The organism is Glaciibacter kafniensis, from assembly GCF_039538945.1.
Classification (GTDB): Bacteria; Actinomycetota; Actinomycetes; order Actinomycetales; family Microbacteriaceae; genus Cryobacterium; species Cryobacterium kafniensis.
In genome coordinates this window covers 326439-350091 of the sequence record NZ_BAABCN010000010.1, presented here as the reverse complement: position 1 = coordinate 350091, position 23653 = coordinate 326439, and the positions used below count along the sequence as shown (strand labels likewise).

The 23653-nt window shown below is 64.9% G+C and carries 20 protein-coding genes and 1 tRNA gene; 8 read left to right on the top strand and 13 right to left on the bottom strand.

What is annotated here, in order from left to right:
- Nucleotides 1-32 precede the first annotated feature (32 nt).
- The gene (locus ABD791_RS15925) at nucleotides 33-1469 is read right to left on the bottom strand and encodes a type I glutamate--ammonia ligase (RefSeq protein ID WP_345068500.1); all 1437 of its coding nucleotides are present in this window, start codon (nucleotides 1467-1469) and stop codon (nucleotides 33-35) included.
- 89 nt (nucleotides 1470-1558) lie between these two features.
- Here ABD791_RS15925 and ABD791_RS15920 point away from each other — a divergent pair, with 89 nt between their 5' ends.
- Nucleotides 1559-2353: a class II glutamine amidotransferase gene (locus ABD791_RS15920; protein WP_345068498.1), complete on the top strand. Its 795-nt coding sequence runs from the start codon at nucleotides 1559-1561 to the stop codon at nucleotides 2351-2353.
- A gap of 4 nt (nucleotides 2354-2357) precedes the next feature.
- Nucleotides 2358-3218, top strand: coding sequence for a MurR/RpiR family transcriptional regulator (locus ABD791_RS15915; RefSeq protein ID WP_345068496.1), 861 nt, complete (start codon nucleotides 2358-2360; stop codon nucleotides 3216-3218).
- 516 nt (nucleotides 3219-3734) lie between these two features.
- Here the strand turns inward: ABD791_RS15915 and ald are convergent.
- Nucleotides 3735-4850: an alanine dehydrogenase gene (gene ald / locus ABD791_RS15910; RefSeq protein WP_345068494.1), complete on the bottom strand. Its 1116-nt coding sequence runs from the start codon at nucleotides 4848-4850 to the stop codon at nucleotides 3735-3737.
- 149 nt (nucleotides 4851-4999) lie between these two features.
- Here ald and ABD791_RS15905 point away from each other — a divergent pair, with 149 nt between their 5' ends.
- Entirely contained in the window at nucleotides 5000-5485 is a 486-nt protein-coding gene (locus ABD791_RS15905) for an Lrp/AsnC family transcriptional regulator (protein WP_345068492.1), read from the top strand.
- A gap of 160 nt (nucleotides 5486-5645) precedes the next feature.
- On the opposite strand, the gene ABD791_RS15900 is transcribed toward ABD791_RS15905, so the two are convergent.
- From ABD791_RS15900 to ABD791_RS15890, 3 genes are read right to left on the bottom strand one after another with little or no spacing between them, the layout of a single operon-like run.
- Nucleotides 5646-6458, bottom strand: coding sequence for an ABC transporter ATP-binding protein (locus ABD791_RS15900; protein ID WP_345068490.1), 813 nt, complete (start codon nucleotides 6456-6458; stop codon nucleotides 5646-5648).
- A 13-nt stretch (nucleotides 6459-6471) separates the two neighbouring features.
- Complete coding sequence (locus tag ABD791_RS15895) at nucleotides 6472-7272, bottom strand: ABC transporter permease (protein WP_345068488.1); 801 nt, start codon at nucleotides 7270-7272, stop codon at nucleotides 6472-6474.
- Between the two features lie 8 nt (nucleotides 7273-7280).
- Nucleotides 7281-8279 carry an ABC transporter substrate-binding protein gene (locus tag ABD791_RS15890; RefSeq protein WP_345068486.1) on the bottom strand — a complete coding sequence of 333 codons (999 nt, stop codon included), beginning with the start codon at nucleotides 8277-8279 and terminating at the stop codon, nucleotides 7281-7283.
- A 344-nt stretch (nucleotides 8280-8623) separates the two neighbouring features.
- Between ABD791_RS15890 and ABD791_RS15885 the strand changes: the two genes are divergently transcribed.
- Nucleotides 8624-9193, top strand: coding sequence for a histidine phosphatase family protein (locus tag ABD791_RS15885; protein WP_345068485.1), 570 nt, complete (start codon nucleotides 8624-8626; stop codon nucleotides 9191-9193).
- Between the two features lie 100 nt (nucleotides 9194-9293).
- On the opposite strand, the gene ABD791_RS15880 is transcribed toward ABD791_RS15885, so the two are convergent.
- From ABD791_RS15880 to ABD791_RS15865, 4 genes are all read right to left on the bottom strand, one after another.
- Nucleotides 9294-9998 carry a GNAT family N-acetyltransferase gene (locus tag ABD791_RS15880; RefSeq protein ID WP_345068483.1) on the bottom strand — a complete coding sequence of 235 codons (705 nt, stop codon included), beginning with the start codon at nucleotides 9996-9998 and terminating at the stop codon, nucleotides 9294-9296.
- A 116-nt stretch (nucleotides 9999-10114) separates the two neighbouring features.
- Nucleotides 10115-11203: a WxL protein peptidoglycan domain-containing protein gene (locus tag ABD791_RS15875; RefSeq protein WP_345068482.1), complete on the bottom strand. Its 1089-nt coding sequence runs from the start codon at nucleotides 11201-11203 to the stop codon at nucleotides 10115-10117.
- A gap of 85 nt (nucleotides 11204-11288) precedes the next feature.
- Complete coding sequence (locus tag ABD791_RS15870; protein WP_345068481.1) at nucleotides 11289-13121, bottom strand: purple acid phosphatase family protein; 1833 nt, start codon at nucleotides 13119-13121, stop codon at nucleotides 11289-11291.
- A 132-nt stretch (nucleotides 13122-13253) separates the two neighbouring features.
- Nucleotides 13254-14522 carry a HupE/UreJ family protein gene (locus tag ABD791_RS15865; protein WP_345068479.1) on the bottom strand — a complete coding sequence of 423 codons (1269 nt, stop codon included), beginning with the start codon at nucleotides 14520-14522 and terminating at the stop codon, nucleotides 13254-13256.
- Nucleotides 14523-14790: 268 nt separating this feature from the next.
- On the opposite strand from ABD791_RS15865, the gene ABD791_RS15860 reads away from it, so the two are divergent.
- Nucleotides 14791-15492 (top strand): type 1 periplasmic-binding domain-containing protein, encoded by a 702-nt coding sequence (locus tag ABD791_RS15860; RefSeq protein ID WP_345068477.1) that lies wholly within the window; start codon nucleotides 14791-14793, stop codon nucleotides 15490-15492.
- A 47-nt stretch (nucleotides 15493-15539) separates the two neighbouring features.
- Nucleotides 15540-16994: a class I adenylate-forming enzyme family protein gene (locus ABD791_RS15855; RefSeq protein WP_345068476.1), complete on the top strand. Its 1455-nt coding sequence runs from the start codon at nucleotides 15540-15542 to the stop codon at nucleotides 16992-16994.
- Between the two features lie 96 nt (nucleotides 16995-17090).
- On the opposite strand, the gene ABD791_RS15850 is transcribed toward ABD791_RS15855, so the two are convergent.
- Both ABD791_RS15850 and ABD791_RS15845 read right to left on the bottom strand, forming a co-directional pair.
- On the bottom strand, nucleotides 17091-18722 hold the full coding sequence (locus ABD791_RS15850; protein ID WP_345068474.1) for an InlB B-repeat-containing protein: 1632 nt from the start codon (nucleotides 18720-18722) through the stop codon (nucleotides 17091-17093).
- A gap of 675 nt (nucleotides 18723-19397) precedes the next feature.
- Nucleotides 19398-19487: transfer RNA gene (locus ABD791_RS15845), tRNA-Ser, on the bottom strand.
- Nucleotides 19488-19665: 178 nt separating this feature from the next.
- Here ABD791_RS15845 and ABD791_RS15840 point away from each other — a divergent pair.
- On the top strand, nucleotides 19666-20529 hold the full coding sequence (locus ABD791_RS15840) for an SGNH/GDSL hydrolase family protein (RefSeq protein ID WP_345068473.1): 864 nt from the start codon (nucleotides 19666-19668) through the stop codon (nucleotides 20527-20529).
- A 9-nt stretch (nucleotides 20530-20538) separates the two neighbouring features.
- Nucleotides 20539-21906: a DNA repair protein RadA gene (gene radA / locus ABD791_RS15835; protein WP_345068471.1), complete on the top strand. Its 1368-nt coding sequence runs from the start codon at nucleotides 20539-20541 to the stop codon at nucleotides 21904-21906.
- Nucleotides 21907-22200: 294 nt separating this feature from the next.
- On the opposite strand, the gene ABD791_RS15830 is transcribed toward radA, so the two are convergent.
- Both ABD791_RS15830 and ABD791_RS15825 read right to left on the bottom strand, forming a co-directional pair.
- Entirely contained in the window at nucleotides 22201-22665 is a 465-nt protein-coding gene (locus tag ABD791_RS15830) for a dehydrogenase (RefSeq protein WP_345068469.1), read from the bottom strand.
- A 236-nt stretch (nucleotides 22666-22901) separates the two neighbouring features.
- Complete coding sequence (locus ABD791_RS15825) at nucleotides 22902-23534, bottom strand: hypothetical protein (protein WP_345068467.1); 633 nt, start codon at nucleotides 23532-23534, stop codon at nucleotides 22902-22904.
- Nucleotides 23535-23653: the final 119 nt, after the last annotated feature.

Genomic DNA, 23653 nt, shown 5'->3' with positions numbered 1-23653 from the left:
TGCCGCGGTGCGATGGTGGACTGGGGGCTGGGTCAGGACCAGGCGAAGCGCAGCGCGGCAGCGATCTCTTCGGGGCTGGCGTCGGCAAAAACCTGTTGTTCGTGGCGACGAACGGCGACAACGCCTTCGACGATTCCGGCGCCGAGGATTTCGACGGCGAGGGCCGACTGCTCCAACGCGTCCAGGATGCTCTTCTGGTCGGCGGGAAGCGCAAGCACGGCCGGGTCTGACCCGCTCGCCGAGTCGACGCCCGCCGAGCCGACGCTCGACGCGCCGACGCTCGCCGGATCGGTCGATACCTCTGCCGGGAGCGGCAGGCTGTGCGTCACGCCGTGGAGCGCTGAACCGAGAAGGGCGGCAGCGGCAATGTAGATGTTGGCGCTGGGGTCGACGATCTTGAGCTCGATGTTTGCGCCGTGCGGGTTGCCGAGTGTTCCCGCGAGAAAACGCAATGCCGCTTCCCGGTTCTCCAGGCCCCAGCAGGCCGAGGCGCCCGACCAGCTTCCGGGCTTCAACCGTTGCGCAGAGATGGCGCTTCCCGCATAGACGCCGAGCAATTCGGGCAGTGCCGCCAGGATGCCGGCGATGGCTGAGCCGCCCTCTGCCGTCATCCCGTGGGGGCCATCGCCGCCCCCGAAGAGTCCGGCACCGTCGCGGCTGAGCGAGAGGTGCAGGTGGGCGCCGTTGCCCGAGCGGGTGATCCATGGCAGCGGCGAGAACGACACGGCCATGTCGTGACGCTCGGCGACGATGCCGATCACAATGCGGGCCAGGATGCTGGCGTCGGCCATGGCGACCGGGCTCGCCGGGGCCAGCGACACTTCGAACTGGTCGACGCCGTACTCGGCGTGAATCTGTTCCGGCCAGACGCCCGCCTTCTCGAGGCTCGCGGTGAGGTCGACGAGAAACTCCCGGTTTCGGATGACCGCGCTCATGCCGTAGGCGGACCAGGCGGTTTTCGGAAGCTCCTGACCGTCACGGGTCGTGAGGGTGAACTCCAGCTCGGTTCCCATGAGCGGGGCCAGGCCGAGTGCCGCCGCACTCTCGACGACAGCGGCGAGGCGACCGCGTGCGCACGACTCGGAGAGGGTGCCGTCTTGGTTGTAGTAGTCGGTGGGCCCCCAGGCCAGGCCCTCGTCGATCTGGCGCACTTGACTGCTGTCGATGCGCAGCCGCAAGTCGCCGACGACGCCGATCGAGGGGGTGAAGGCGATTCCGTTGTCTGAGCAGAAGACGACCCAGGTCGGTGAGGCTCCCATGCCGGTCTCGTGGAACGCGGCAAGCCGACGAACCGGGACTCCCTTGCTGCGGGTCACTCCGGCATAGTCCAATGCTGTTCCGACGAGGAGGGCCACTCCGGCGCTTTCCAGGGCGAGCATTGCTGCTTCGAGTTCGTCGCGTGTGGAGCGGTTGGTCGGCAGGGTCACAATGGGATCGCTTTCGTCGGTACGTCGTTGTTCGACAATCATGCGGCAAAAATGTTTCAAAAGCATTACATTTTCAAAACATGTAATATTTATTTCAGATTGCACCCGCCCCAACCGTGGAGGACCCCCAGATGTGCCGACTCTTTGCATTCGTGGCTCCGCGCTCCAGCACGGTCGATCAGGAGCTGGGCGATTCCGGCTTGCAGTGCCTGATCTCTCTCGCCCAGGTTCACGGCGACGGCTGGGGGTGGGCCGGAGTGCCCGAGGTCGGATCACAGCCCGCCGTGCACAAGTCGCCGCTGTCCGCCGCGGCAGACCCGGACTTTCACCGCACGCTCGACACCCCGGCACGCGCCGCCATGGTTCACCTGCGCTGGGCGACACTCGGGCTCGAGATCGGCGACGACAACACGCATCCGTTTCTCGCCGACGCAATCTCGTTCGAGCACAACGGCACACTGAAACCGATCGACCGCATCAGAGGGCTGCTGGCACCAGCGAGCCTGGCCGATATGCAGGGCGATACCGACAGCGAGATGTATTTTTCGCTGATCAGGGAGAAGATGCGCGCCGGTCTTGCACTGCCGGCTGCGTCGCTCGCTACGGCGCGTGAGCTGCGCCACGCCTACCCGGCCGCAAGCCTCAACGCGATCATCCTCGACGCTTCGAATCTGGTGGTCGTGCATGCCAACGCACGCAGCTTCCTCAGCGACGAAGACGTGACGATGCTGCGCGAGTTCGACCTTCCCGATGCCCACGCCGACGACTACTACTCGCTGCAGTGGCTGACGAAGCCAGACGGCACAGTGCTGATCGGTTCGACCGGCGTGGCCGAGGCCGGCTGGCGGCCCATGCCGGCGGAATCTGTGATTACCATCAGCCTGGCGGATGGCAGAGCATCGATCGCGCCGATACTGGCAGACTGAGCGCGTGGACGCATCCTCTCCGACCGTTTCTGACCAGGTGTCGGCAGTGCTCGCTTCGCTGAGCAGAGCCGAACGGCAGGTGGGCCGGGTGCTCCTGTCCGACTATCCCAGTGCCGGACTCTCAACAGCGGCGGGGCTCGCGCAGCAGGCCAGGGTGAGTCCGCCGACCGTGCTGCGGTTTGCGCAGAGCCTCGGCTTCACTGGTTTTCCGGAGCTGCAGAAAGCGTTGCGCGAGGAGCTGACTCGGCAGTCGACTGGCCCGCTGGTGCGCCTGCGCACCGAGGTGGAGACCGGGTCTGCGCGCGAGGTGGCGCTGCGGCACAGCCGCACACAGGCCGATCGGTCGGTGGAGTCGCTCGCCCGCATTCCCGAAGCCTCCTACGAATCGGCCGTCGGTCTGCTGGCCGACCCGACTCGGCGCATCGTCTTGGTCGGTGGTCGGTTCTCCTACCTTGTGGCCTTCCATCTCGGCTTGCACCTGGAACAGTTGCGACCGGGCGTGCGCATGATTTCTGACCCGCAGGGTAAGGATCTCGGCACGATCGTCGACCTCAACCACCGCGATGTCGTGGTCCTGTTCGACTTTCACCGCTACCAGCGCAGCGCCGAAGAACTCGCCGAGGCCGCCAAGCGTCGGGGGGCGACCCTCATCTTGGTCACCGACAGCCTCGCCTGCCCGGTCGCTCCGCGCGCCGACGTCGTGCTCGATGTCACGAGCGTGACCGAGCACGCGTTCCAGAGCATGACGGCGGCGTTCATGCTGACCGAGCAGCTCTTACACCTGGTCGTGGAGCGGATCGGCGAGCCGGCGCACACCCGGCTGGCGCTCTGGGACCGCTCCCGCGCCGAGGAATTCCAGGAGTAGCGAGCACTCGTCGCGCGCCTCGCCGGGGGTACCGAAAGCAGGAGTGGAGGCGTGTCGTCCATAACTCCCCCGCGGAATCGTGCGGAATCCCGAGCGCGCGCCACCGCGACACGCACTCCACTCCTAGTTTTGGGCCCAGCCCACCCCGGTGGTCGAGCCTGTCGACACCTCGCGCGCCCAACTCGTCACCGGACCCCACCGGGGGTACCGAAATCAGGAGTGGAGCCGTGTCGACCGAGGTGCTCCCGCGGAATCGTGCGGAATCCCGAGCGCGCGCCACCGCGACACGCACTCCACTCCTGAACCCGGACCCGCCCACTCCGGTGGTCGAGCCTGTCGACACCTCGCGCGCCCAACCTTCGCGCAGAACCTAGTTCAGGAGTGGAGGCGTGTCGACCGAGGTACTCCCCCGGAATCGAGGGCATCCGCTACCGCGACACGCACTCCACTCCTGAACCCGGACCCGCCCACCGCACTGCCCGGGCCTGCCGAGACCCCGTGCGCCGGCGCAAGACGCTACGCGACCAGCTCAGCCAACGGAAGCAGCGGCAGGTCGAGAGCAGCGGCCACGTGCTCGTTGGTGACGCGACCGGCGTGGGTGTTCAGTCCCTTCGCCAGCGCAGCGTCGTCGGCCAGCGCCTTTTGCCAACCCTTGTCGGCCAGGGCGATCACGTACGGCAGCGTCGCGTTGGTCAGCGCGCGCGTCGAGGTCGCCGGAACCGCGCCCGGCATGTTCGCGACGCAGTAGTAGATGCTGTCGTGCACGGCGAAGGTCGGGTCGTCGTGGGTGGTCGCGCGCGACCCTTCGAAGCATCCGCCCTGGTCGATCGCGATGTCAACGAGAACGCTCCCCGGCTTCATCGACGCCACCATCTCGTCGGTGACGAGCTTCGGCGCCTGCGCACCCGGAATCAGCACCGAGCCGATCACGAGGTCGGCGTCGCGCACCTGCTCGGCGATCTCGTACTGCGACGAGGCACGGGTCTGGATCTCGCCGTTGAAGCGATTCTCGAGCTGGCGCAGACGCGGGATCGAGAGGTCGATGATCGTGACATCGGCGCCCATGCCGAGTGCGTTGGCCGCGGCGTGTTCGCCGGCGACGCCGCCGCCGATGACGACGACCTTCGCCTTGGGGGTTCCGGGAACGCCGCCAAGGAGGATGCCCTTTCCTCCGGCCGCCTTCATCAGCTGGTAGGCGCCGACCTGCACCGACAGGCGCCCGGCAACCTCGCTCATCGGCGACAACAGCGGGAGGCTGCGGTCGGCGAGCTGCACGGTTTCGTAGGCGATCGCGGTGGTTCCCGCGGCCAGGAGGGCCTCGGTGCAGGGTCGGGACGCTGCGAGGTGCAGGTAGGTGAACAGAACCTGATCCTTGCGCATCAATGCGTACTCGGAGGCGATCGGCTCCTTCACCTTGAGCAGCAGGTCGGCGGCGGCCCAGACGTCTTCGGCCGAGTCGAGGATCGACGCACCGGCCAGACGGAACTCGTCGTCGCTGAAGCTGGAGCCGAGTCCGGCGCCCTTCTGAATAAGCACCTCGTGGCCGCGACGGGCCAGTTCGTGTACTCCGGCTGGGGTGATCGCAACGCGGTTCTCGTTGTTCTTGATCTCGGTGGGAATGCCAACCCGCATGTGCTGCTCCGTCTTCGTCGTCGTGCCCGGAAACATCCGGTTTTGGTTCGTTAATTTTGCTTTTTGCTCGATAGGTCTGGCGAAATTCCGCGGAATCTACAAGAATTGGCACGAGCGCAGCGAAAACTGCGGAACGAGAGGGATTTTTCATGGCCGAGCTGAAGAGAATTCAGACCCCTGCTGAACTCGACGACATCGACCGCATTCTCCTTGCCCAGTTGCAGGCCGATGCCCGGATGACCAACAGCCGGCTGGCGCAGGCCGCCGGCATCGCCGAGTCGACCTGCGTGGTGCGGGTGCGGTCGCTGGTCAGCCGTGGAATCATCACCCGGTTCACGGCCGACGTGAACCCGAAGGCGCTGGGTCTGGGGTTGCAGGCGCTCATCAGCGTCAACATCCGCCCGGGCGCACGCACGCAGATTCCGGCCTTCCGTGAGGAGATTCGGGTGATGCCGCGCGTGGTGCAGGTCTTTTTCTTAGGCGGCGCGGAAGACTTCATCATCCATCTGCTGGCTGAGGACTCCGACGATGTGCGCGATTTCGTCGTCGAAAACCTCTCGGCGAACCCGGCCGTCGCCTCAACCCGCACGAGCATGGTCTTCGAGCACCACTACAACGGGCCGGGCGTCGGCTGACCCGCTCGGCTCACAGTGACGTCGCGCGGGTCCGGCGCCGCTGCGCGGGTTGGCGCCAACGCGCGCAGCGGCACCCGCCCCGCGCCGCGCCAATTAGCGCTCAGGACGAATCGCCTCAGGGCCGTGCGTGTTGCGGCTCAGACGGATGTTGGCGCGCGCGTCAGGCGAACGCCGCCGGCGCGCTGTCGACCGGCAGCGTCAGGTGCTCAGCCGCCCGCGATTCGGCCTTGATCTGATCGAGCACGTGCAACTCCAGCGCGCCGAATTCGGGCGAACGGATGAGGTCCTCCGTGCGTGGCCGCGGCAGGTCGATCGCGATGTCAGCCTTGATCTTGCCCGGCCGGTTGGTCATCACGAGCACCCGGTCGGAGAGAAAGACCGCCTCGGCGATGTCGTGGGTGATGAACAGAACCGTGAGGTCCGACTGCTCCCAGATCTTCACCAGGAGCTCCTGCATGAGCCCGCGAGTGAGCGCATCGAGTGCGCCGAACGGCTCGTCCATCAGCAGGATCGACGGCCGGTACGACAGCGACCGGGCGATCGCGACGCGCTGCCGCATTCCGCCCGAGAGCTCGGAGGGATACTTGTCGGCGAAGTCGGCGAGCCCCACGGCGGTGAGCATTTCGCGGGCACGGTCTGAGCGCTCAGCGGCCCGACTGGTGCCCGTCTCCTTGAGCACGAACTCGATGTTCTGCTGCGCCGTGAGCCACGGAAACAGGCTGTAGTTCTGAAAGACCATGCCCCGGTCGAGGCCGGGCTTCGCAATCGGCACTCCGTCAACGGATGCCGTGCCCTCGGTCGGCAGAACAAGCCCACCGACGATCGACAGCAGGGTGCTCTTGCCGCAGCCCGAGGTTCCGACGATCGAGACGAACTGATTCTTCTCGATGGTCAGCGAGGCATCTTTGACCGCCCACACGGCTGAAGAGCCCGTGCCGAACCGCATGCCGATGTTGTCGAGTTGGATGGACATCCGTCGGTCTCGCTTACTTCGCGTAGGTGAACATGAGGCGGCCGGCCAGGCGCATGACCTGGTCGGTGATCAGGCCGAGCAGGCCGAGCACGAGGATGTAGCCGAAGATGAGCTCGGTGTCGAGAAAGCGCTGCGCGAGCGTGATCCGAAAGCCAAGCCCCGAGCCGGCCGTCAGCAACTCGCCGAGAACCAGCCAGGTCCAGCACCAGCCGAGCGCGAGCCGAAACGAATCCCAGATCGTCGGAAATGCTGCGCGCAGCACAATCCGCCAGAGGATGCGCGTCTCCGACATTCCGAAGGTGCGCCCGCTCTCGACGTATTCCCGCGGGGTGCGATGCACGTTGTCCATGATCATCAGCAACAAGGCGAAGAAGGTGCCGATGAAGATCAAGACAAGCTTCTGCAGCTCGCCGACACCCACCCAGACGATCGTCAATGGTGTAAATGCCACCACCGGCATATACCGGATGAACTCGGTGATCGGAACGAAGAGCGCCTCAAAGAAGCGGATGCGCCCCATCAACAGCCCGAGCGGCAGAGCCAAGGCGGCCGAGACAAGGAATGCGCCCAGAATGCGCAGTACCGAGACACCGATGTCATCCATCAGCTGGCCGTTGGCCACCTGCTCAGCGAGACGACCGGCGACGGCCCCCGGGCTCGGCAGGAAAATCGGTTTGACGATGCCTGAGGCGGCAATCGCCCACCAGACAACCCCCACGAGCACGAACATCGCGATGGCAATTGCGGTGTAGGTGCGCGCCGAGATCGACCCGTCGAGCCGGAACAGGGTGCTCGGTGTGCGTTGCTCAGCCATGTCGCGCCTTACTTGATGGCGGACTGGGCGAAGCTCGTGTCGATCGCCTTCGTGAGATCCGGTGCCGAATCGATCTGCCCGGTCGCTTTCAGTGCGTCGAGGATCATCGGCGCCGTGACGTTCGGGAACGCGTCCGCGAACTGTTCGACGTTGTCGGCGGCGGTGTAATAGCTGACGCCGTCGAATGCGGCGGTGAGATCTTCAAGCGGCGTGCCCAGGGCATCCGCAACGATCTGTCGGCCCTTCTCCGGGTTCGCGGCCAGGAACGCGACCCCGCGGTCCCAGGCCTTGATCACGGCAGTTACCGTTGCCGGGTTCGCCTTCAGAAAGTCGGAGTTCACCGCGAGAACGTCGCCGATGATCCCGGGGTTCTCCCCCGCGGTGTAGATGCTCGTCAGGCTCGGGTCCGCGGCGAGCGCCGCCGAGATGTGCGGTTCGTACATGACCGCTGCATCCGCCTGACCGGAGATCAGCGCGGCCGCGGACTGCTCGACGGGGATCTCGACCTGGGTGACGTCCTTCATGGTCAAACCGCTCTGCTTGAGTGCGGTGTCGACCATGATCTCGTTGAACTCGCCGGTCTGGTAAGCGACGCGCTTGCCTTTCAGATCGGCCAGCGAGGTGATGCCTGCGGTGGCGACCAGGGCGTCGGCGCCCGTGCTCACGTCCTGCAGAAGCACGACGGGCATGTCGAGCTTGTCGAAGTTCTTCAGCCAGTCGCTCGTCGCGAAGTTGGCGGCATCGACGTCGCCGCTGAGGGCCGCAGCGCGGAATGCGCTGGGATCTTCGATGTTGACGAGGTCGAGCGCAACGCCTTCTTCGGTGTCGAAGCCCTGATCCATGGCGATGTACCAGGGGCCGTAGCCGATCCAGGCGTTCGTCGCGATCTTGAAGGCGGGAGTTCCCGACGCGGTGTCACTGCCGGTTCCGGTGCTCGCGCATCCCGAGAGCGTGGCGGCCAGAACTGCGCCAATCGCGACGACGGCCAGGCCAAGTTTGTTTCTCATGGATCGAATTCCTCTATCACGGGTGTTCGGCGCAGGGCGACGCCCTGTCGCAGCGGCGCGGTGGATACCCCTGCAGAAGCGCGGCATCCGAGGTGACGGAGGCGGCTGCGCGGATGCGGCCCGGGAAATGGCTGCGAGGAGAGCCAGGTCACCCGGTCGGGGCCCAGACTGCGCACTCTCGCTCGCCCAGGATACCGACGCGCGGCGACCGGGCCAAAACCGACGTTCGTCGCCGGCTCTGACTGACGGCTTCAGCCATCGTGAAGAGTCTGACTTGCTCGGAGTCGAGTGTTCGCGCAGGGAGTTCAGCCAGACTAGAGAAAAGCCCCCAGAAAGTGACTCTCATGACCCTTGCCCTCATTCGCCACGGAGAAACTGATTGGAACCGCGATCTCCGGCTGCAGGGAATGGCTGACATTCCCCTCAATGACACCGGACGCGGTCAGGCCCGCGACGCTGTCGGCCTGCTTGCCGCAGAGGAGTGGGACGTGATCGTGAGCTCGCCGCTGTCCCGAGCACGGGAGACGGCGCAGATCATTGCCGGCGGACTGGGATTGGAACTCGGCCCCAGCTACGACCTCCTCGTCGAGCGTGGATACGGCGACGCGGAGGGGGCGACAGCGGAGGTCATTGCCGAACGTTGGCCCGACAATCAGTACCCCGGGCTCGAATCGCTTGAGACGATGGTCGACCGCGCCACGCGTGCGCTTCTGCAGATTGCGAATGATTTCGGCGACGCCCGCACCATCATCGTCTGCCATGGCACTCTCATCCGTTACACCCTGCAGCACTTGTCCGGCCAGAGCTTCGAGCAGATTCGAAACGGAGCAATCTCGACAATCGTCAGGGATGACAACGAGTGGCGCGTGCTGAGCGTCAACGGCGAAGTGCTCGAAGAATCCTCGATTCGGTAGCGAGGCAAACGCAACGTTCGAGATGCGCGGTCGACGCCCCCACCCCCTCTCGCGCACCGCCGTCTGAGCAACGCTCAGCGCCTCATCCATTCGCTCAGCGCTACTCGGCAAGCCGACGGCGAAGCCCGTCACGCACGGCGGGCCACTCTTCGACCGTGATCGAGAACATCACGGTGTCACGGATGCTGCCGTCGGCGCGACGCTGGTAACGCCGCAGAGTGCCTTCATAGCTGGCACCCAAGCGGTCGATCGCCTGTTGGGAACGCGCGTTCCGCGCATCCGTTTTCAGCTGCACCCGGCCGGCGCCAAGTTCGTCGAAGGCATACGCCAGCAGCAACAGCTTCGTCTCGGGGTTGATCGAGGTGCCCCAGCAGGAGCGCGCATACGAGGTCGATCCAATCTCGAGCCGGCCGTCTGACGGTGAGATGTCGAGAAACGAGGTCGTGCCGACAAGGGCCCCTTCCTCGAAGGCACCGAGCGGCCGAGCCAGCTGCACGGCCCAGGGCCAACGACCGCTCGCCGGAGCCGTGCGCAGTTTCGCCGCGTAGTCTGCCGCGTCGGTCGGTCGCCCCGCGACGTGCTCCCAGGTCGCATCCTCGTCGAGCGCGTGAAAGAGCTCGTCGGCATCGCGCGCTGGCTTCAGCGCACAGAGTCGTACATGCTCGCCAACGAGCAGCACTTCGGATGCCGGTGGCCAGGCCATCGGGGCCCACTCGCCGTCGTCGGGGCGTGCGTCGGTCACCGGGGTGAACCGCACCGGTGCGACATCCGCCGCGCTGCGCTTCTGAGCTGGCGGGAGGGTCATCGGTCGATCGTATCCGACGTCGTGATCCCGAAAGGCTGGGCCGCGCTGCTTCTACGTTTATAGAAAACCGCGGCGTTTTTAGAAAACTGCAGCGTTTTTAGAAAACCGCGGCGTTTTTAGAAAACCGCTACGGCGCTGGTCTCCTTCTCGAGAAGCGCCTCCTCAACGGCTTGCCGCACGCGGGCGTCCTCACGTTGCTTGTGCACTCGATGTCGACGCTTTCCGAGCAGCACGACCGCGACAACGACGGCCGCGACCAGAACGAGAAGGGCGAGCGGGGCCCACGGGATCACCCAGGAGCCCATGGTGACACTGACCGGATCGATCCCCGGTGTGGCGCCCGCCACGACGGCGAACTCGGGGGCCAGAGTCGCTGTTGCGGATAGCCAGAACGCCGGGAACACCCCGGCGACGGGCACCGACACCGTCCAGGACTCACCCGGCAGAATCTCGGGAACAGCGGCGACATCCTCGAGATTGCGCGACAGAAGTCCGAATGGGCCGGCCAGCTTGAGTGTCTGCGCTGCGGCGATACGCACGTTTCCGGTGTTGTGAACGGTGTAGGTGACGGTGGCGTCGCCGGTGCCGAACGGGTTGGCGCTACCCGCGTAGTCGATGTGCATCTTTTCGATCGCCAGGCTGGGGGCGAGATCGCCGAGAACGCGAACGTGCATCCGGATGCCCAACCGGCGATCCACGTTGATGCCTTGCTCTTGCCCGGGCTGCAGAAGCGACGTCAGGATGCCGCCGGCGTAGTCGCCGGGAGTCGCATCGGCGGGCACGGTCACTTCGAATGGCACCTCGACGGTTTCGCCGGCGGCAATCTGAAGGTGTCCGCTGCTCACGGTGGTCCAGGCGCCCACGGCGATCGATGCGGTGTCGGGAGTCACCAGGTCGAGCTGACCGCTGGTGGTGGTGAACCCGTCGGCCGCGTAGACATCGAGTTCGAGCGGCTCGGTGTCGTGATTGCTGATGACGAGTGCATCACTCAGCTGTGCGCCAGGGTCGATTGTGTAGCTGAAGTTCTGCCGGTCGGCGCCGTTTTCATTCGACGCTGTCCTGACACCCCAGGTGACGTCACCGGCCCCTTCGGCTGCGAGCGCCGGGCTGACGGATGCGAGACCGCCGGCGACGACCAGTGCCAGGAGCCCCGCATGGAGCAGGGCGACGGCGGCTCGCATACGGTGTGCGGGTCTGGCGTTCATCTGGTGGTCCTCACTGCTCGAGTGGAAGATCGGGGTGGGCTCCCTGTGGGGCGATGGCGCCCACCCCGATCCGTGGGTGAATCGGCTAGCTCAACGCGGTGAGCGTGAGGGTCGCTGTGTAGGTGCCCTTGGTGACTTCAACCGGAATCTTCAGATCCAGGCTCGCCGCGAGTTTCGCCGAGCCCAGGGCGTGGCCGTTGGCGGCGTGACCCAGCGTGGACGAGACCGATAGGCCATCCCCACTGATGAAGCCGGACTGAACCGTCGCTCCAGCCACGGTGTCGCCACCGGCCAGAACCGCGGATGGTGTCCATCCGAGATACTTGCCAGAGAACGACGTGCTCGCCGAAGTGAAGTCGCCGACCTGCGCGGAGATCGACCACTGCGGTCCTGCGGCGCGGGTGTCGGTGACGCGAATCGGGTTGATTGCACCGATCGCGGCGTAGTGGTCGCCGGTCTCGATTGCCGTGCCGAGGTCGACCAGGTTGTTGGTGCCGTCAACGTTCCAGACGAACTCGCCCGGCGCGGCCTTCGGAACAGTGACCTGAACCTGCTGGCTGTCGAGGTCGGGTACCGCGGCGCGGGTCAGCGTGACCTGGTCGACGATGCTGTTCACCGGGTTGTCAGAGCCATTGGCCTGGCTGCGCAGCGTCTTGATGGTGATCGCTCCATCGCTGATGTCGACGGCCGAGTAGTTGCGCACCTTCTCCTGGTTCTGTGCGGACAGCCACCAGAAGTCTTTGTTCTGCAGGTCGTAGTACTTCGAGCCAGATGCCGAGTTCGCGGTGACATAGAGCACCCCGCCGGGGCCCGCCACGACCGAGTCAGCACCGGCAACTTCGTCCGGGTTGGCCTTTGCACCGTTGTGAATCAGGTAGCTGCGCGCATAGCTGTGGTCGTGCCCCTGCAGAACGAGGTCGATGCCGAGGTTCGAGATCGCCGTCGGCAACACGTTTCTGCGATCGAGCACATCCGCGTCGGTGGCGTGCGGGCCGGGCGAGTAGATGGAGTGGTGGAAGGCGAGCACCCTCCACTTGGCGTTGGCGCCCTGTTCGGCGACGACCTTGTTCATCCAAGCGATGTGCGAGGCATCCCGGCTGTTCGAGTTGATGTCGAGGAACAGCACATCCTTGTAGATGAACCAGTAGTCGCCTCCGGAGCCGCTTCCGGTATTGGCACCGGCGGTGCGGTCGAGGTTCGGCGTGTTGAAGTGCTGCTCGTAGGCTTTCGAGCCGACGTCGTGGTTTCCGTTTGTCGCAACAAACGGAATCTGGCGCAGGGAGTCGGACTGCAGGAACGCCTCATACTGAGCTTCGCTGGTGGCCGACTCCACCTGGTCTCCGGCCGAGAACAACATCTCGGCGTTCGGGTATGCCGCGGTGGCAACGTTCAGCGTGTCGACCCAGCCGGCAGAGTCGTTGACAAGGTTTCCCGACGAACCGAGCTGCGGGTCACCGAAGAACAAGAAGTTGAACGCACCATCGAAGTCTTGCGTGCGGAAGGAGTAGGTCGACGACCAGTCTCCCTCGCTCCCCACCCGGTAAACGTATGAGGTGTTTTCCTTCAGCCCAGTGACCGTTGCGAAGCGGTTGAATTCTCCGCTGGTGGTCGCCGCACCGGTTCCGGCGAAGCTGGTCGTCGATGAGGGGAAAACGCCGTTGACGACGTCGGAGGCCAAGGCGAGCTGCGCGATCTGCACGGTGTCGGTCGAGGAGTACCACGACAGGTTGCGCTGGGCTTCATTCGAGCCGACGCCCAGCACGATGTCGGATTGGGTGGTTGTGGCAGCGTGGGCCGGTGCGGCCAGAAGAGCGCCACCGCCCAATGCAACAGAGAGGCACACGGCCGCGGCGGTGAGTCGCGTCGTGGTGCGGCGGTGCACAGGCTTGGCAGCCTGCGTGGTGTCGTTAATCGACATATGTGATTCCAGTGCCTTTCGGATGTGAGAGAAGCGTGGATGCGCGGGTGCGCGAGCCCACTGTGATCGCTTCGCGTGAATCCTGTGTGAATAGAAGGAGCCAGGGCGGTTTCGTAGACAACAATTAGCTGTTCACCCGACGCCGACGATGCGCTCGACAAACCAGAAGAGCCCGATCATTGCCACAAGCCCGGTGGCCGCGATGCTGAACCAGAGGCCCACTCGAGGAGCGCGTCGGCGAAGCACCGCCAGAATCGGAAAAACAATCGCGATGATCCCGAGCTGAACAGCCTCGATTCCCACGTTGAAGACCAGAAGCGACCACAAAAGCGACCACGACCAGGCCGCATCGATGCCGAGTGCGCCGGCAAAGCCCAACCCATGCACGAGCCCGAAGCAGAAGACGACGGCGAGGCGCACAGCATCCGCTCGATCGAGACCCCAGAGTCCCCTGCGCGCCACATCGACCGGTGCGGCATACGGATGACGGCGCCGGTTCCATTCGCCCCAGAGATACCAGAGCGCGACGACGGCGATCGAGAGTGCGATGATCGGCTCAACGATGGCGGCGGGTACGGCGACCACACCGAGAGCGGCGAGCAGAAAGGTCACAGAGTGGGCCACCGTGAAGGTTGTCGCCGCAAGCACGACATCCCGCAGCCGTCGTGAGCCGACGATCAGTGCCAGCAAGAACAAGATGTGGTCGAGGCCGCTCAGGAGGTGCTCGGCACCCAGCAGAAAGAACTCACCGAATCGATCGGCCCCCGTTTGCCCGGTCGAGAACGACGGATGCGCTGCGTCAAGGGCAGCACTCCCCGACTTGCCGTCGAGCTCATAGGTCACGATGGTCTTCGTATCGGTGACGTAGTCTTCGCCATCCGGAAACAGGCCGCTCGTCAGCTCGTGAGTGGCCTCGTGTTGGCCGGTCGGTTCAGTGCAGGCGTAGTCGAGAATCACCCGCGCATATGGCACAGAGTCACGTTCGCTCATCGTGAAGTCGCCCACGCGAGAGGGCGAACATGCGACGCCGTCTGCGGTGACCGCGAATCGTTCAGTCACGTACTTCACGACGGTTTCGGCATGGGAATTCAGCGCCGTTGCTTCCTCGCCCGTCTGAAAGAGATCCATGCCCTGTTCGAAGAACGCTGGGTCGTCGCCCTTTTCCGCGGCGGATGCGACGAGCAGATCGTATTCGAGATCGAGAGCCGTTTGCACGTGTCCGCCGGCCGGGGAGGTCACATCGACATAGACGCTCGAGCTGAAGCCGTGCGCCTCGGCCGGGCCGACGTCGAGTACGACGCTTGCCGTTGCCGAGAGCATTCCGAATGCCACAGCGATCAGGGCACACCGGCCAAACGGGAGTCGATGCGGGTGGCTGTACCCCTTGCCAATCTGATTCACCCTCGAAACCTGCCCGATGCTGGTGAACACGACACAGATCGCCGGCAAACCCGAGGAGAACGCAGGGCTTCGTATCGTTCGCAACCGAGCGGATGCGGGTCCCCTCGATTGTTCCCGTCATGTTCACTCAGCTGCGGTCAGGCCGACACCTGCGGGCCGTGCGCTCCGGTCAGGCTGGAATCTCGGCGCCCCGGGTGCCGACGAATCGACGTGGAAGCGGGACAGGCCGAATGGCCGCCCCCTGAGGACTCATCAAAGGATCAAGACAGTGCCTCGCAATTCAGAAACCCGCCGCCGTACATTCTCGGTGTCAGCGGCATCCGCTCTCGCGATTGTCGCGTTCGCCACGGGATGCACGGCGGGTGGGAATCTGCCTGATGGCCACGCAGCACGTGCGTCGCCCTCGGAACTGCAGCAACTCGGTGCCGGCTTTCTCGGCGATACCCCGACGCCGTCACCGGAGGCAACGGTCAATCCGGAGCCAGGTTCGTGGGAGGGCGTCGTGCCTCCGGCCGGATACCGAGTCGTGCTGATTTCTGCGGGCCAGGACGCTGCGACCGCGACGCTCACCACCGCGGTGACGGACTGGGCATCCCGTGAGCGCGTGGAGCTCCACACCCTCACCGCCGCAAACGATGAGGAGGTTGAGGCCCGTGCCATCGAGGCACTGGCGACCAGTCCTGATCTCGTGATCGGCGTTGGCTCCGGCGTGATCGATGTTCTCGCCCTTGTCACGCCTCAGCACTTGGCCCAGCAATTTCTGATCGTCGGCGCCGAGCTGCCAGAACCCACCGAGAACGTGACGTCGGCGGTCTGGAAGGGCGCGACCTTCCGCGGAACAGGTCTCAGCGCCTCCGGCGATCAGGATGCGAAATCGGTCACCCCGAAGCGCGCGGATGAGGCCATCACCGCCGGCGTCGCGAGTGTGCTGAGCGGGCTAACCGGAATCGTGCTTCACCTCTCGTTCTGATCCCAGCTCAGTAGTAAACGGAGGGCCGTTACCGCTACTCTGTCGGGGTGAATGATGCGACAGTAACGAATCCATTTCTCTACCTGCAGCGAAACGCCGCGGCCAACCCGTCCGGTGCCTTCTTCGAGACCGTCAATCAGACAGTTCTCAACGCCGACGCACTCGTCTCGGCCCAGAAGATCGCCTACGAGTTGCGCCAGCTCGGCGTGAAGCCGGGCGACCTGGTTGCACTCGACCTGCCAGAGACCCTCAGCCTGATCTTCACCGAAGCCGTCTTTCACGAGGCCGCCGTGAGCACGGTACTGCCCAGAGGGTACGAGTCCGACGGGGCATTTCCCATCGAGTGGATCTTCAGCAGCGCGACGACGCCTCCCGCCTCCCAGGCGGGGGCCCAAGTCATCAGCGTCGATGACACTTTCATCCGGCGAGTGGAACAGAACCCCACCGACATCAGCCCGCGAGAATACGCGTCAGCACAGAGCACGGGGCGACTCCTGTTCTCGAGTGGCACGACGGGTCAGCCGAACGCGATCGAATTCTCCCTCGCGCTGCTCGAGTTCCTGACGACCGACGCCCTGGACACCTACATGGATGGCGATCCCTTCCTGGTATTCCTCCCGACCGGCACGACCATGGGATTCTTCGGATTCTATGTGAGCGCCAAAGACGGCCGACCGTTCTGGTCGGTCGAGTCGGGCAAGCCAGAGGCCATCGTTCAGCTCGCATTGCGCAGTTCGGCAACGTCATTGATGGGATCACCTGCCCAAATGGCGGGCTTGGTGGACGTGCTCGAAGCGCGAGGCCAAACCCTCCCCGACGTGCGAACGGTGCACATCGCAGGGACGGTGATGCCCCCGGCGTTGGCGGCCCGATTGCGCACGGCGACCGGGGGATGCGCGGTTTACAACCTCTACGGCTCGACAGAAACGACGCTCGCGACCGCGCGATACTACGAATCGGAGGATCCCTTCGATGCCGGTCACCCGGTCGAAGGATCCCGACTGCAGATCGTAGACGAAGACGACGTCGAGTTGCCCGCTGGGCAAATCGGGCGCATTCGCCACAACACCGCCCACATGGTTCACGAATACCTGGGCAATCCCGAAGCCACTCGCGCAGTCTTCAAGGATGAGTGGTTCTACCCCGGCGACCTCGGATTAATCCGCCCGGACGGCGGACTGACGCTCGCGGGGCGCGCGTCGGAGGTACTCAATGCCGGAGGCGTGAAGATCGACCCCACCCAGTTGGACTTGTTCGCGGTCACGCATCCCCTGGTCATCGACGCCGCCAGCTTTGAGTACGTCACGAGCTCCGGTGTCAAGCAGATCGGAATCGCCCTCGTGACGGAGGACGGCCTCAATGTGCAGGCGCTGATTCGCGACTTCGACGCCAAGTTCGGCTCCGCCGCCCCGAAGCTCCTGGCTCGAATGGAAGAGATCCCGCGCAATGCCATGGGCAAGCCGATGCGTCTCACGCTTGCGGAGCAGCACAAGGAGAGCTAGCCGAAGATCGAGACACACGAAGAGAGCTAGCCGAAGATCGAGACACACGAAGAGAGCCGCCCGAGACATCTCGGGTGGCTCTCTTCGGCATTGGTGCTAGTTCGCCTTGCGGGCGCGTCGCCTTCCGAACACGACCAGGCCGAGGCCCAGACCGAGTGCAGCGAGGCCGACGGGAACAGCAGCCGGGTCGAGGTCGGCACCGGTGCTCGCCAGTGCGGTGACCGGTTTCGGCGCAGGGGTGACTGTCGTCGGGGTCGGAGCCGCGGGCGTCGGGGTCGGGGTTGGCGTCACCGGCGCAGGAGTCGGCGTCGGGGTTGGAGTCGGCGTCGGGGTGACTGCGCTCCACGACGCGTAGAACGTTGTCGCGGCTGTGATCGGAGTCGAGAAGTCCGCCCGAGTCGTCAACGCCGCATCCGTGTACCAGCCGTTGAAGACGAATCCGTCCGCGGTCGGGTCGGCCGGCGGGGTGACAGTCTCACCCGGGGTCAACGTCTGGGTGACTGTTTCGCCATGTCCGTTGCTGAACGTGATCGTCACCGTCGCCGGCGCTACTGCGCTCCACGAGGCGTAGAACGTCGTCGACGCCGTGATCGGAGCCGAGAAGTCCGCTCGAGTCGTCAATGCCGCATCCGTGAACCAGCCGTTGAAGACAAAACCAGTCGCTGTCGGGTCAGCCGGCTGTGTGGCCGTCCCTCCCGAGACGAACGTCTGGGGGGCGATACTCGCGCCGTGACCTTTGCCATCGAACGAAGCCGTCACCGTCGCCGGCGCTACCGCGCTCCACGAGGCATAAAACGCCGTCGACGCCGTGACCGGAGCCGTGAAGTCTGCCGGAGTCGTCAGCGCAGGGTCCGAGAACCACCCGTTGAAGACGAAGCCGTCAGCGGTGAGAGCTCCCGGATCTGCAATGGTGCCTCCCGCGCGGAACGACTGGGAAGCGACACTCGCACCATGACCGTTGTTGACGAACGAAACCGTCACGTCTACGAGGGGGATCCACCGAAGCACAACGAGCCCGCTCGCGCCAGCGCGGAGCGATACGTCACCGGTCCATCCACCGCCAGACCCTCCTCCGCCGCCGCTGTTCGGCAGCGGTGCGACGGGAGTGACCTCTGTCGCACCGTCCACGACTGAGCCACCACCGCACGTCGCTGTGCCAATGGTTCCGGAGTGGACGCCGAATGCTCCGCCACCGCCGTAACAGTTCATGTCGCCGCTGAACAGCGATCCCTCCGGGGCGATGTCGCCGACCGTCACACCGGCGCCGCCGTTGTACCCGACGGCACCTCCGCCGGCACCCGCTCCGCCAGTCGAGCCGTTCGAGCCCCACGCGCCAGACTGAGCCTGGAAGGTTGTCGCGCCCTGGACCGCAAAGCTGGATACGTTGCCACTCCCCACAACGAGAGTCAGCGGGGTGGTCGTGTCACTGCCGAAGCCCACGACTTTTACTTCGCCGCCACCGCCAGCGCCATAGCCTTGCACGGAGTCTTGGCCGCCGCCGCCGCCGCCAACGAGCAGAACCTCCAGCTGGCTCATCTCCGCGCTGGGAGTGAACGTGCTCTGGCCGACCGTGGTGACCTTCAGCTCACAGATGTTGCCGGCGATGAGTGATGCACCATTGGTGCAATCGGCTGGATCCGCGTTTGCCGAGGTTGCCATTAATAGCGATGAGAACCCAATCGCCGCCGTCGCGACAAGCGCTGTCGTCTTCTTTGTTGCTCGCTGCATGTACTCTTCCTCGAGGTTCCTGTGGGCCGGGCAGCCCCCAGGCGCAGTCGTAAAACGGAGTACTCAAGGGGATTCTTGCCATCTACGTCAGAAGGATATCGCAAACTGGATGCCGTCTAGGACCGCAAAAACCCCCTGATCTGGGGGTAATTCACGTCGGCAGGTTCACCGTTCACAATCGCAAAACCCCCCCTGATGCAAAGGGCCCTCTTGCTGGTGCCCCACCGATCGATCGCCTGTTGGGAACGCGCGTTCCGCGCATCCGTCTTCAATTACGCCGGCTTGCGCCAAGCTCCTCGTTGGAATCCGCGACTCGCTGGTCGAGGAGGCCACTCGTCCTTTCTGTTCACGCGTGCGCTCAAACTGTCGCCGCACAGATCGCGAGGCGACGATTCGAGCGCACGCTCGAAAGGAAACGTCGTAGAAACTCAAACCGCAGACTTGCCGGGGTGCGACAGCTACCATTCCATTTTTCTTGCTGCATCACAATGCATGGTCGAAACCATGGCAGATATGCGCGACGCCACAACGTCATGAGCTGCGTGCTTTGCCCCAAACCATCGAGTTTCGTGTCGTTCTACCCGCAACGTGATGTTTTCGTCAGATTCGAAATCTGGGCAAGCAAAAACCCCCTGAACTCCAGTGCGTTCGCACTGAACTTCAGGGGGTTTTCTGTGGCGGTACCGGTGGGATTTGAACCCACGGTGGAGTCTCCCCCACACAACTTTTCGAGAGTTGCACCTTCGGCCGCTCGGACACGGTACCGAGGACGATTGTAGTCGAGACTTGAACCCCGACGCGAACTGAGCGCGCCCGGGCGTGCCGCGGCGGGCAATCTTCCACCCCGGCTCGCTGCCTCCTCGCTGTTTCCGCTCCGATTCCTCCCTGTGCATCGCCGCACCGGGGGCAGCGAAAACCCGGTCGCGCGTTGTACCCTCAGCGGGTGACATCCGTGAATCCAGGACTCCGCACCATCGCCATCGCCGGCAGCACCGTCGCCGCGACGGCCGCCGTCGGGGCAGCCTTCGCCGGCTACCGGCGGTTTCGCCACCGCATCGCCGAGAACGCTGTGCTGCTCAATGAGACCTTGCCCATCAACTCCAAATGGTGGCGCGACCACGCCAAAGACACCGGCGAACTGCTCTACGTCGCCATCGGCGACAGCGCCGCACAGGGCATCGGGGCCAGCTCGCCCAGCCGGGGCTACGTCGGGATCTTGGCCGACCACATCCGTTCGGTCACCGGCCGCACCGTGCGTGTGGTCAATCTGAGCGTGTCGGGCGCGACGGTTGCCCTCGCGGTGCGTGACCAACTCCCCCGGGTGCGCAAGTTGAAACCGGATGTCGTCACCGTCGCGATCGGCGCCAACGATATTGCGATGTGGGATGCGGCGGTTTTTGAAGCGGGCATCCGCGAGATTTTTTCCGCGCTGCCTGAGTATGCGCTGGTCGCGGACTTGCCCTGCTTCCATTTTCCGCACAATGAGCGCAAGGTGGCTGAGGCCAATCGGATCCTGCGCCAGGTCGCCGCCGAACACGGCCTCACCGTCGTTCCATTGCACGCGACAACCGAGCGACAGGGGCTGCGGAGCATTGCGACCCAGTTCGCCAACGACATGTTCCATCCGAACGATCGCGGCTACCGGGTCTGGGCTCAGGCCTTTCTGCCGGCGCTCAGCGCCGACCTCCGCCGCCGCGTGCCGGCCGCGACGCCCGCCCTCCCCGGCCGGTTTGCACCGGGGCCGGCCAGCGACGCATCTGCACCAGCGCACGCTGCCGACCCGGAGGGTGTCAGCGGCCCCAGCTAGGCTCGCAGCATGGCAAAACCCGTCTCCTCCTTTCGCTGCACCGAGTGTGGTTGGACCACCGCGAAATGGGCCGGCCGCTGCGCCGAATGCCAGGAGTGGGGCACGGTCATCGATGCCACCGAAAAGCCGGGCCTGTCTCGCCTGGTCAAGGCCTCTGCACTCACCGGTGCCAGCGTGGCCCGCCCGATCACCCATGTCGACACGACGGCGGTCGAACACTGGCCGAGCGGTATCGATGAGTTCGACCGGGTGCTGGGCGGCGGCATCGTGCCCGGCGCGGTCATTCTGCTCAGTGGCGAGCCCGGCGTCGGCAAGTCGACGCTGCTGCTCGAGGTCGCCTCGAAGGCGGCCGCCGCAAAGTCGCGGGTGCTCTACGTCAGCGCCGAGGAGTCGGTGAGCCAGGTTCGATTGCGCGCCGAACGCACGGGCGCCCTGCACCCCGAGCTCTACCTCGCCGCCGAGACTGACCTCGGCACCATCCTCGGGCAGATCGACGCGGTCAAGCCAGACCTCGTCATCATCGACTCCGTTCAGACGGTGTCGAGCGCGCTCTCCGATGGCCTCGCCGGCCAACCCAGCCAGGTGCGGGAGGTCGCATCCACTCTCATCCGGCTGGCGAAAGACCGCGATCTGCCGATTCTGCTCGTCGGGCATGTCACCAAAGACGGCTCGATCGCCGGCCCCCGCCTACTCGAACACATCGTCGACGTGGTCTGCCAGTTCGAGGGCGACCGCCAGACGTCGCTGCGGTTCGTGCGCGCCCTGAAGAACCGGTTCGGCCCAACGGATGAGGTGGGTTGCTTCGAGATGACCGGCGACGGCATCGCAGAGGTGCCAGACCCGAGCGGGCTGTTCCTCAGCCGCGGAACGGCGCCAGTCTCCGGCACCTGTGTGACCGTTTCCTTAGAAGGACGCCGCGCAATGCCGGTCGAAATTCAGGCGCTCGTCGTTGAGACGAAAGCGCCGAATCCGCGCCGAGTCACGAACGGGGTCGACTCGTCGCGCGTGGCCATGCTGCTTGCGGTGCTTGAGAAACGTGCCAAGTTGTTGCTGTCTAGTCACGAGGTTTATGTGTCAACGGTGGGCGGGGTGCGCCTCATTGAGCCCGCCGCCGATCTCGCCATCGCACTCGCGATCGCATCCGCTGTTCGCGATATTCCCATCGCGCACAACATTGTCGCTTTCGGCGAGATCAGCCTCGCCGGTGAGATCCGGCCGGTATCGGCCGCAAAACAACGCGCCACCGAGGCTGCCCGTTTGGGCTTCACCGAGCGAATCGACGCCAGCAGTGAAGCGATCCGCGTCGCGATCGGTCGCGCCCTGGAAACAGCGGTTTCTCCGCGGGAGGCGGAGCTCAACCGGTCGTGGGGCGCGTGAGAGCTGTCTCCAGAAACCGCAAGAGTGCCCTCTGACCGCACGATCTGAACGGTTTCTGGCGACAACCGCGCAATTTGAACGGTTTCTGCGCTCACGACCGACAGCATCCGCACCGAAGAACCCCGGCACGACGCACACGCGGACACGCGCAGCGGACACGCGCAGCGGACACGCGCAGCGGACACGCGCAGCGCGCGCAGCGCGCGCAGAAACCGCAAGGATGCCCTCTGACCGCACGATCTGAACGGTTTCTGGTGACAACCGCGCAATCCGAACGGTTTCTGCGCGGCTGAACTACTCTGAGGCCGGCGGATCGACTGCCGGCAGGTCGGCGCCGGGCACCGCCCCGATCGCCGCGAGCAGGTCGGCGGGCGACGCCTGCAACGGATGCGGACCGGCAATGTCGAAGAACACCGTCGTGATCTCGTCAACGTAGCGAGTCAAGAACGCGCGCAACCAGTCGGGACTCTGCAGGCCAACGGTCGGCGGCAGATTGTCGGGCTTGTTGTCCGCTGAACTGAACAGCAGCAGGGCGACTTCTTGTGTGTTGGGGTCACGGTAGGTCCAGACTTCGCCGGACTTCAGCGGGCTGTCCCGGTTTGCGTGAGCCGTCATCGGCACCACGGTGTTGCCGTGCTTAAGCGCCAGGGCGATTGCGGCCATGTCCTGCCGTTCGAGGGCCTGGGCGAGCGCTTCAGAGCGAAACTCGACGGGTGCTTTCGACCCGTTCTTGGACTTCTTTCGCGCTGCTTTTGCCATGGCTCAAGCCTATCCCGAGCGTCAGAGTCGCTGCGCGGCACAGGGGTGAACGACGCTGACCGTCTCGTTGGTCGAGGGCGAGCGAGCGCAGCGAGCCCGTGTCTCGAGACCCAGTGAGCCAACGTTCAAACGCAACCCTCGGCCCGCCGTCGTGTCTGGGCGCGGGGTATACCCGCTGGCGCGGGCTCTATCGCGCGCCAGCCGGGATACCCCGCGTCCACATGAAATCGGGGCGGCTAGTTGAGCAAAAACTGCGTCGGAGTCGCCGCTGCGATCCCGTCGACGGTGACGCTCAGGTGATACGACGCACCGTCGGCGGGTGCGAGCTCCCGAGAATCAGACTCGCAGGTGTCTTTCGCCGACCGCGTGCGGTCCCAGGTGAGTGGAGCCGACGACTTCTCCGTTGCTCCGGCCGCGAGCGTGACTGACGCGTCGGCCGCTCCGGTCTGGCAATCGGTCGACGTCCACCAGACGTCGTCACCACTCGTGATGGTGAACACCTGCTTCGCCGTTCCGGCGTCGATCACACAGGATGCCGACCCGGTGTTGGTCAGACTGAGCGACAGTTCCGGAAGCTGGTCAGCGTCGTAGTCTGGCGCACTGGTCAGAGCCTCGACGGTGATGTTGGCGGGATCGCACGCGCCCCCGTCAGCTGCTGCCACCGGCTTCGATGACGACGATGGCGCATCCGTCGACATGCCCTTCGTCGAGGTGGGCGAGTTGCCGGGCTCCCCGACGCTGGAGCCGGGTTTCACGATGATCAAGACGATGATGATAATCACGGCAAGAAGGCCCAGACCTACAACGAGGCGCCGGCGGCGGTAAACCTTGTCAGACCGGGGTCCGACCGGATGCTTGATCGTCGACATGCCCCCAGGCTAGCGACGGTTTGAGCCGCACCGTGGCATTTGCACGGTGGTTTACCTGAGTGTCCGGTGCGAACGACGACGGATGCCGCCCGGCGGGTTAACGTCACGATCCGGCAGGC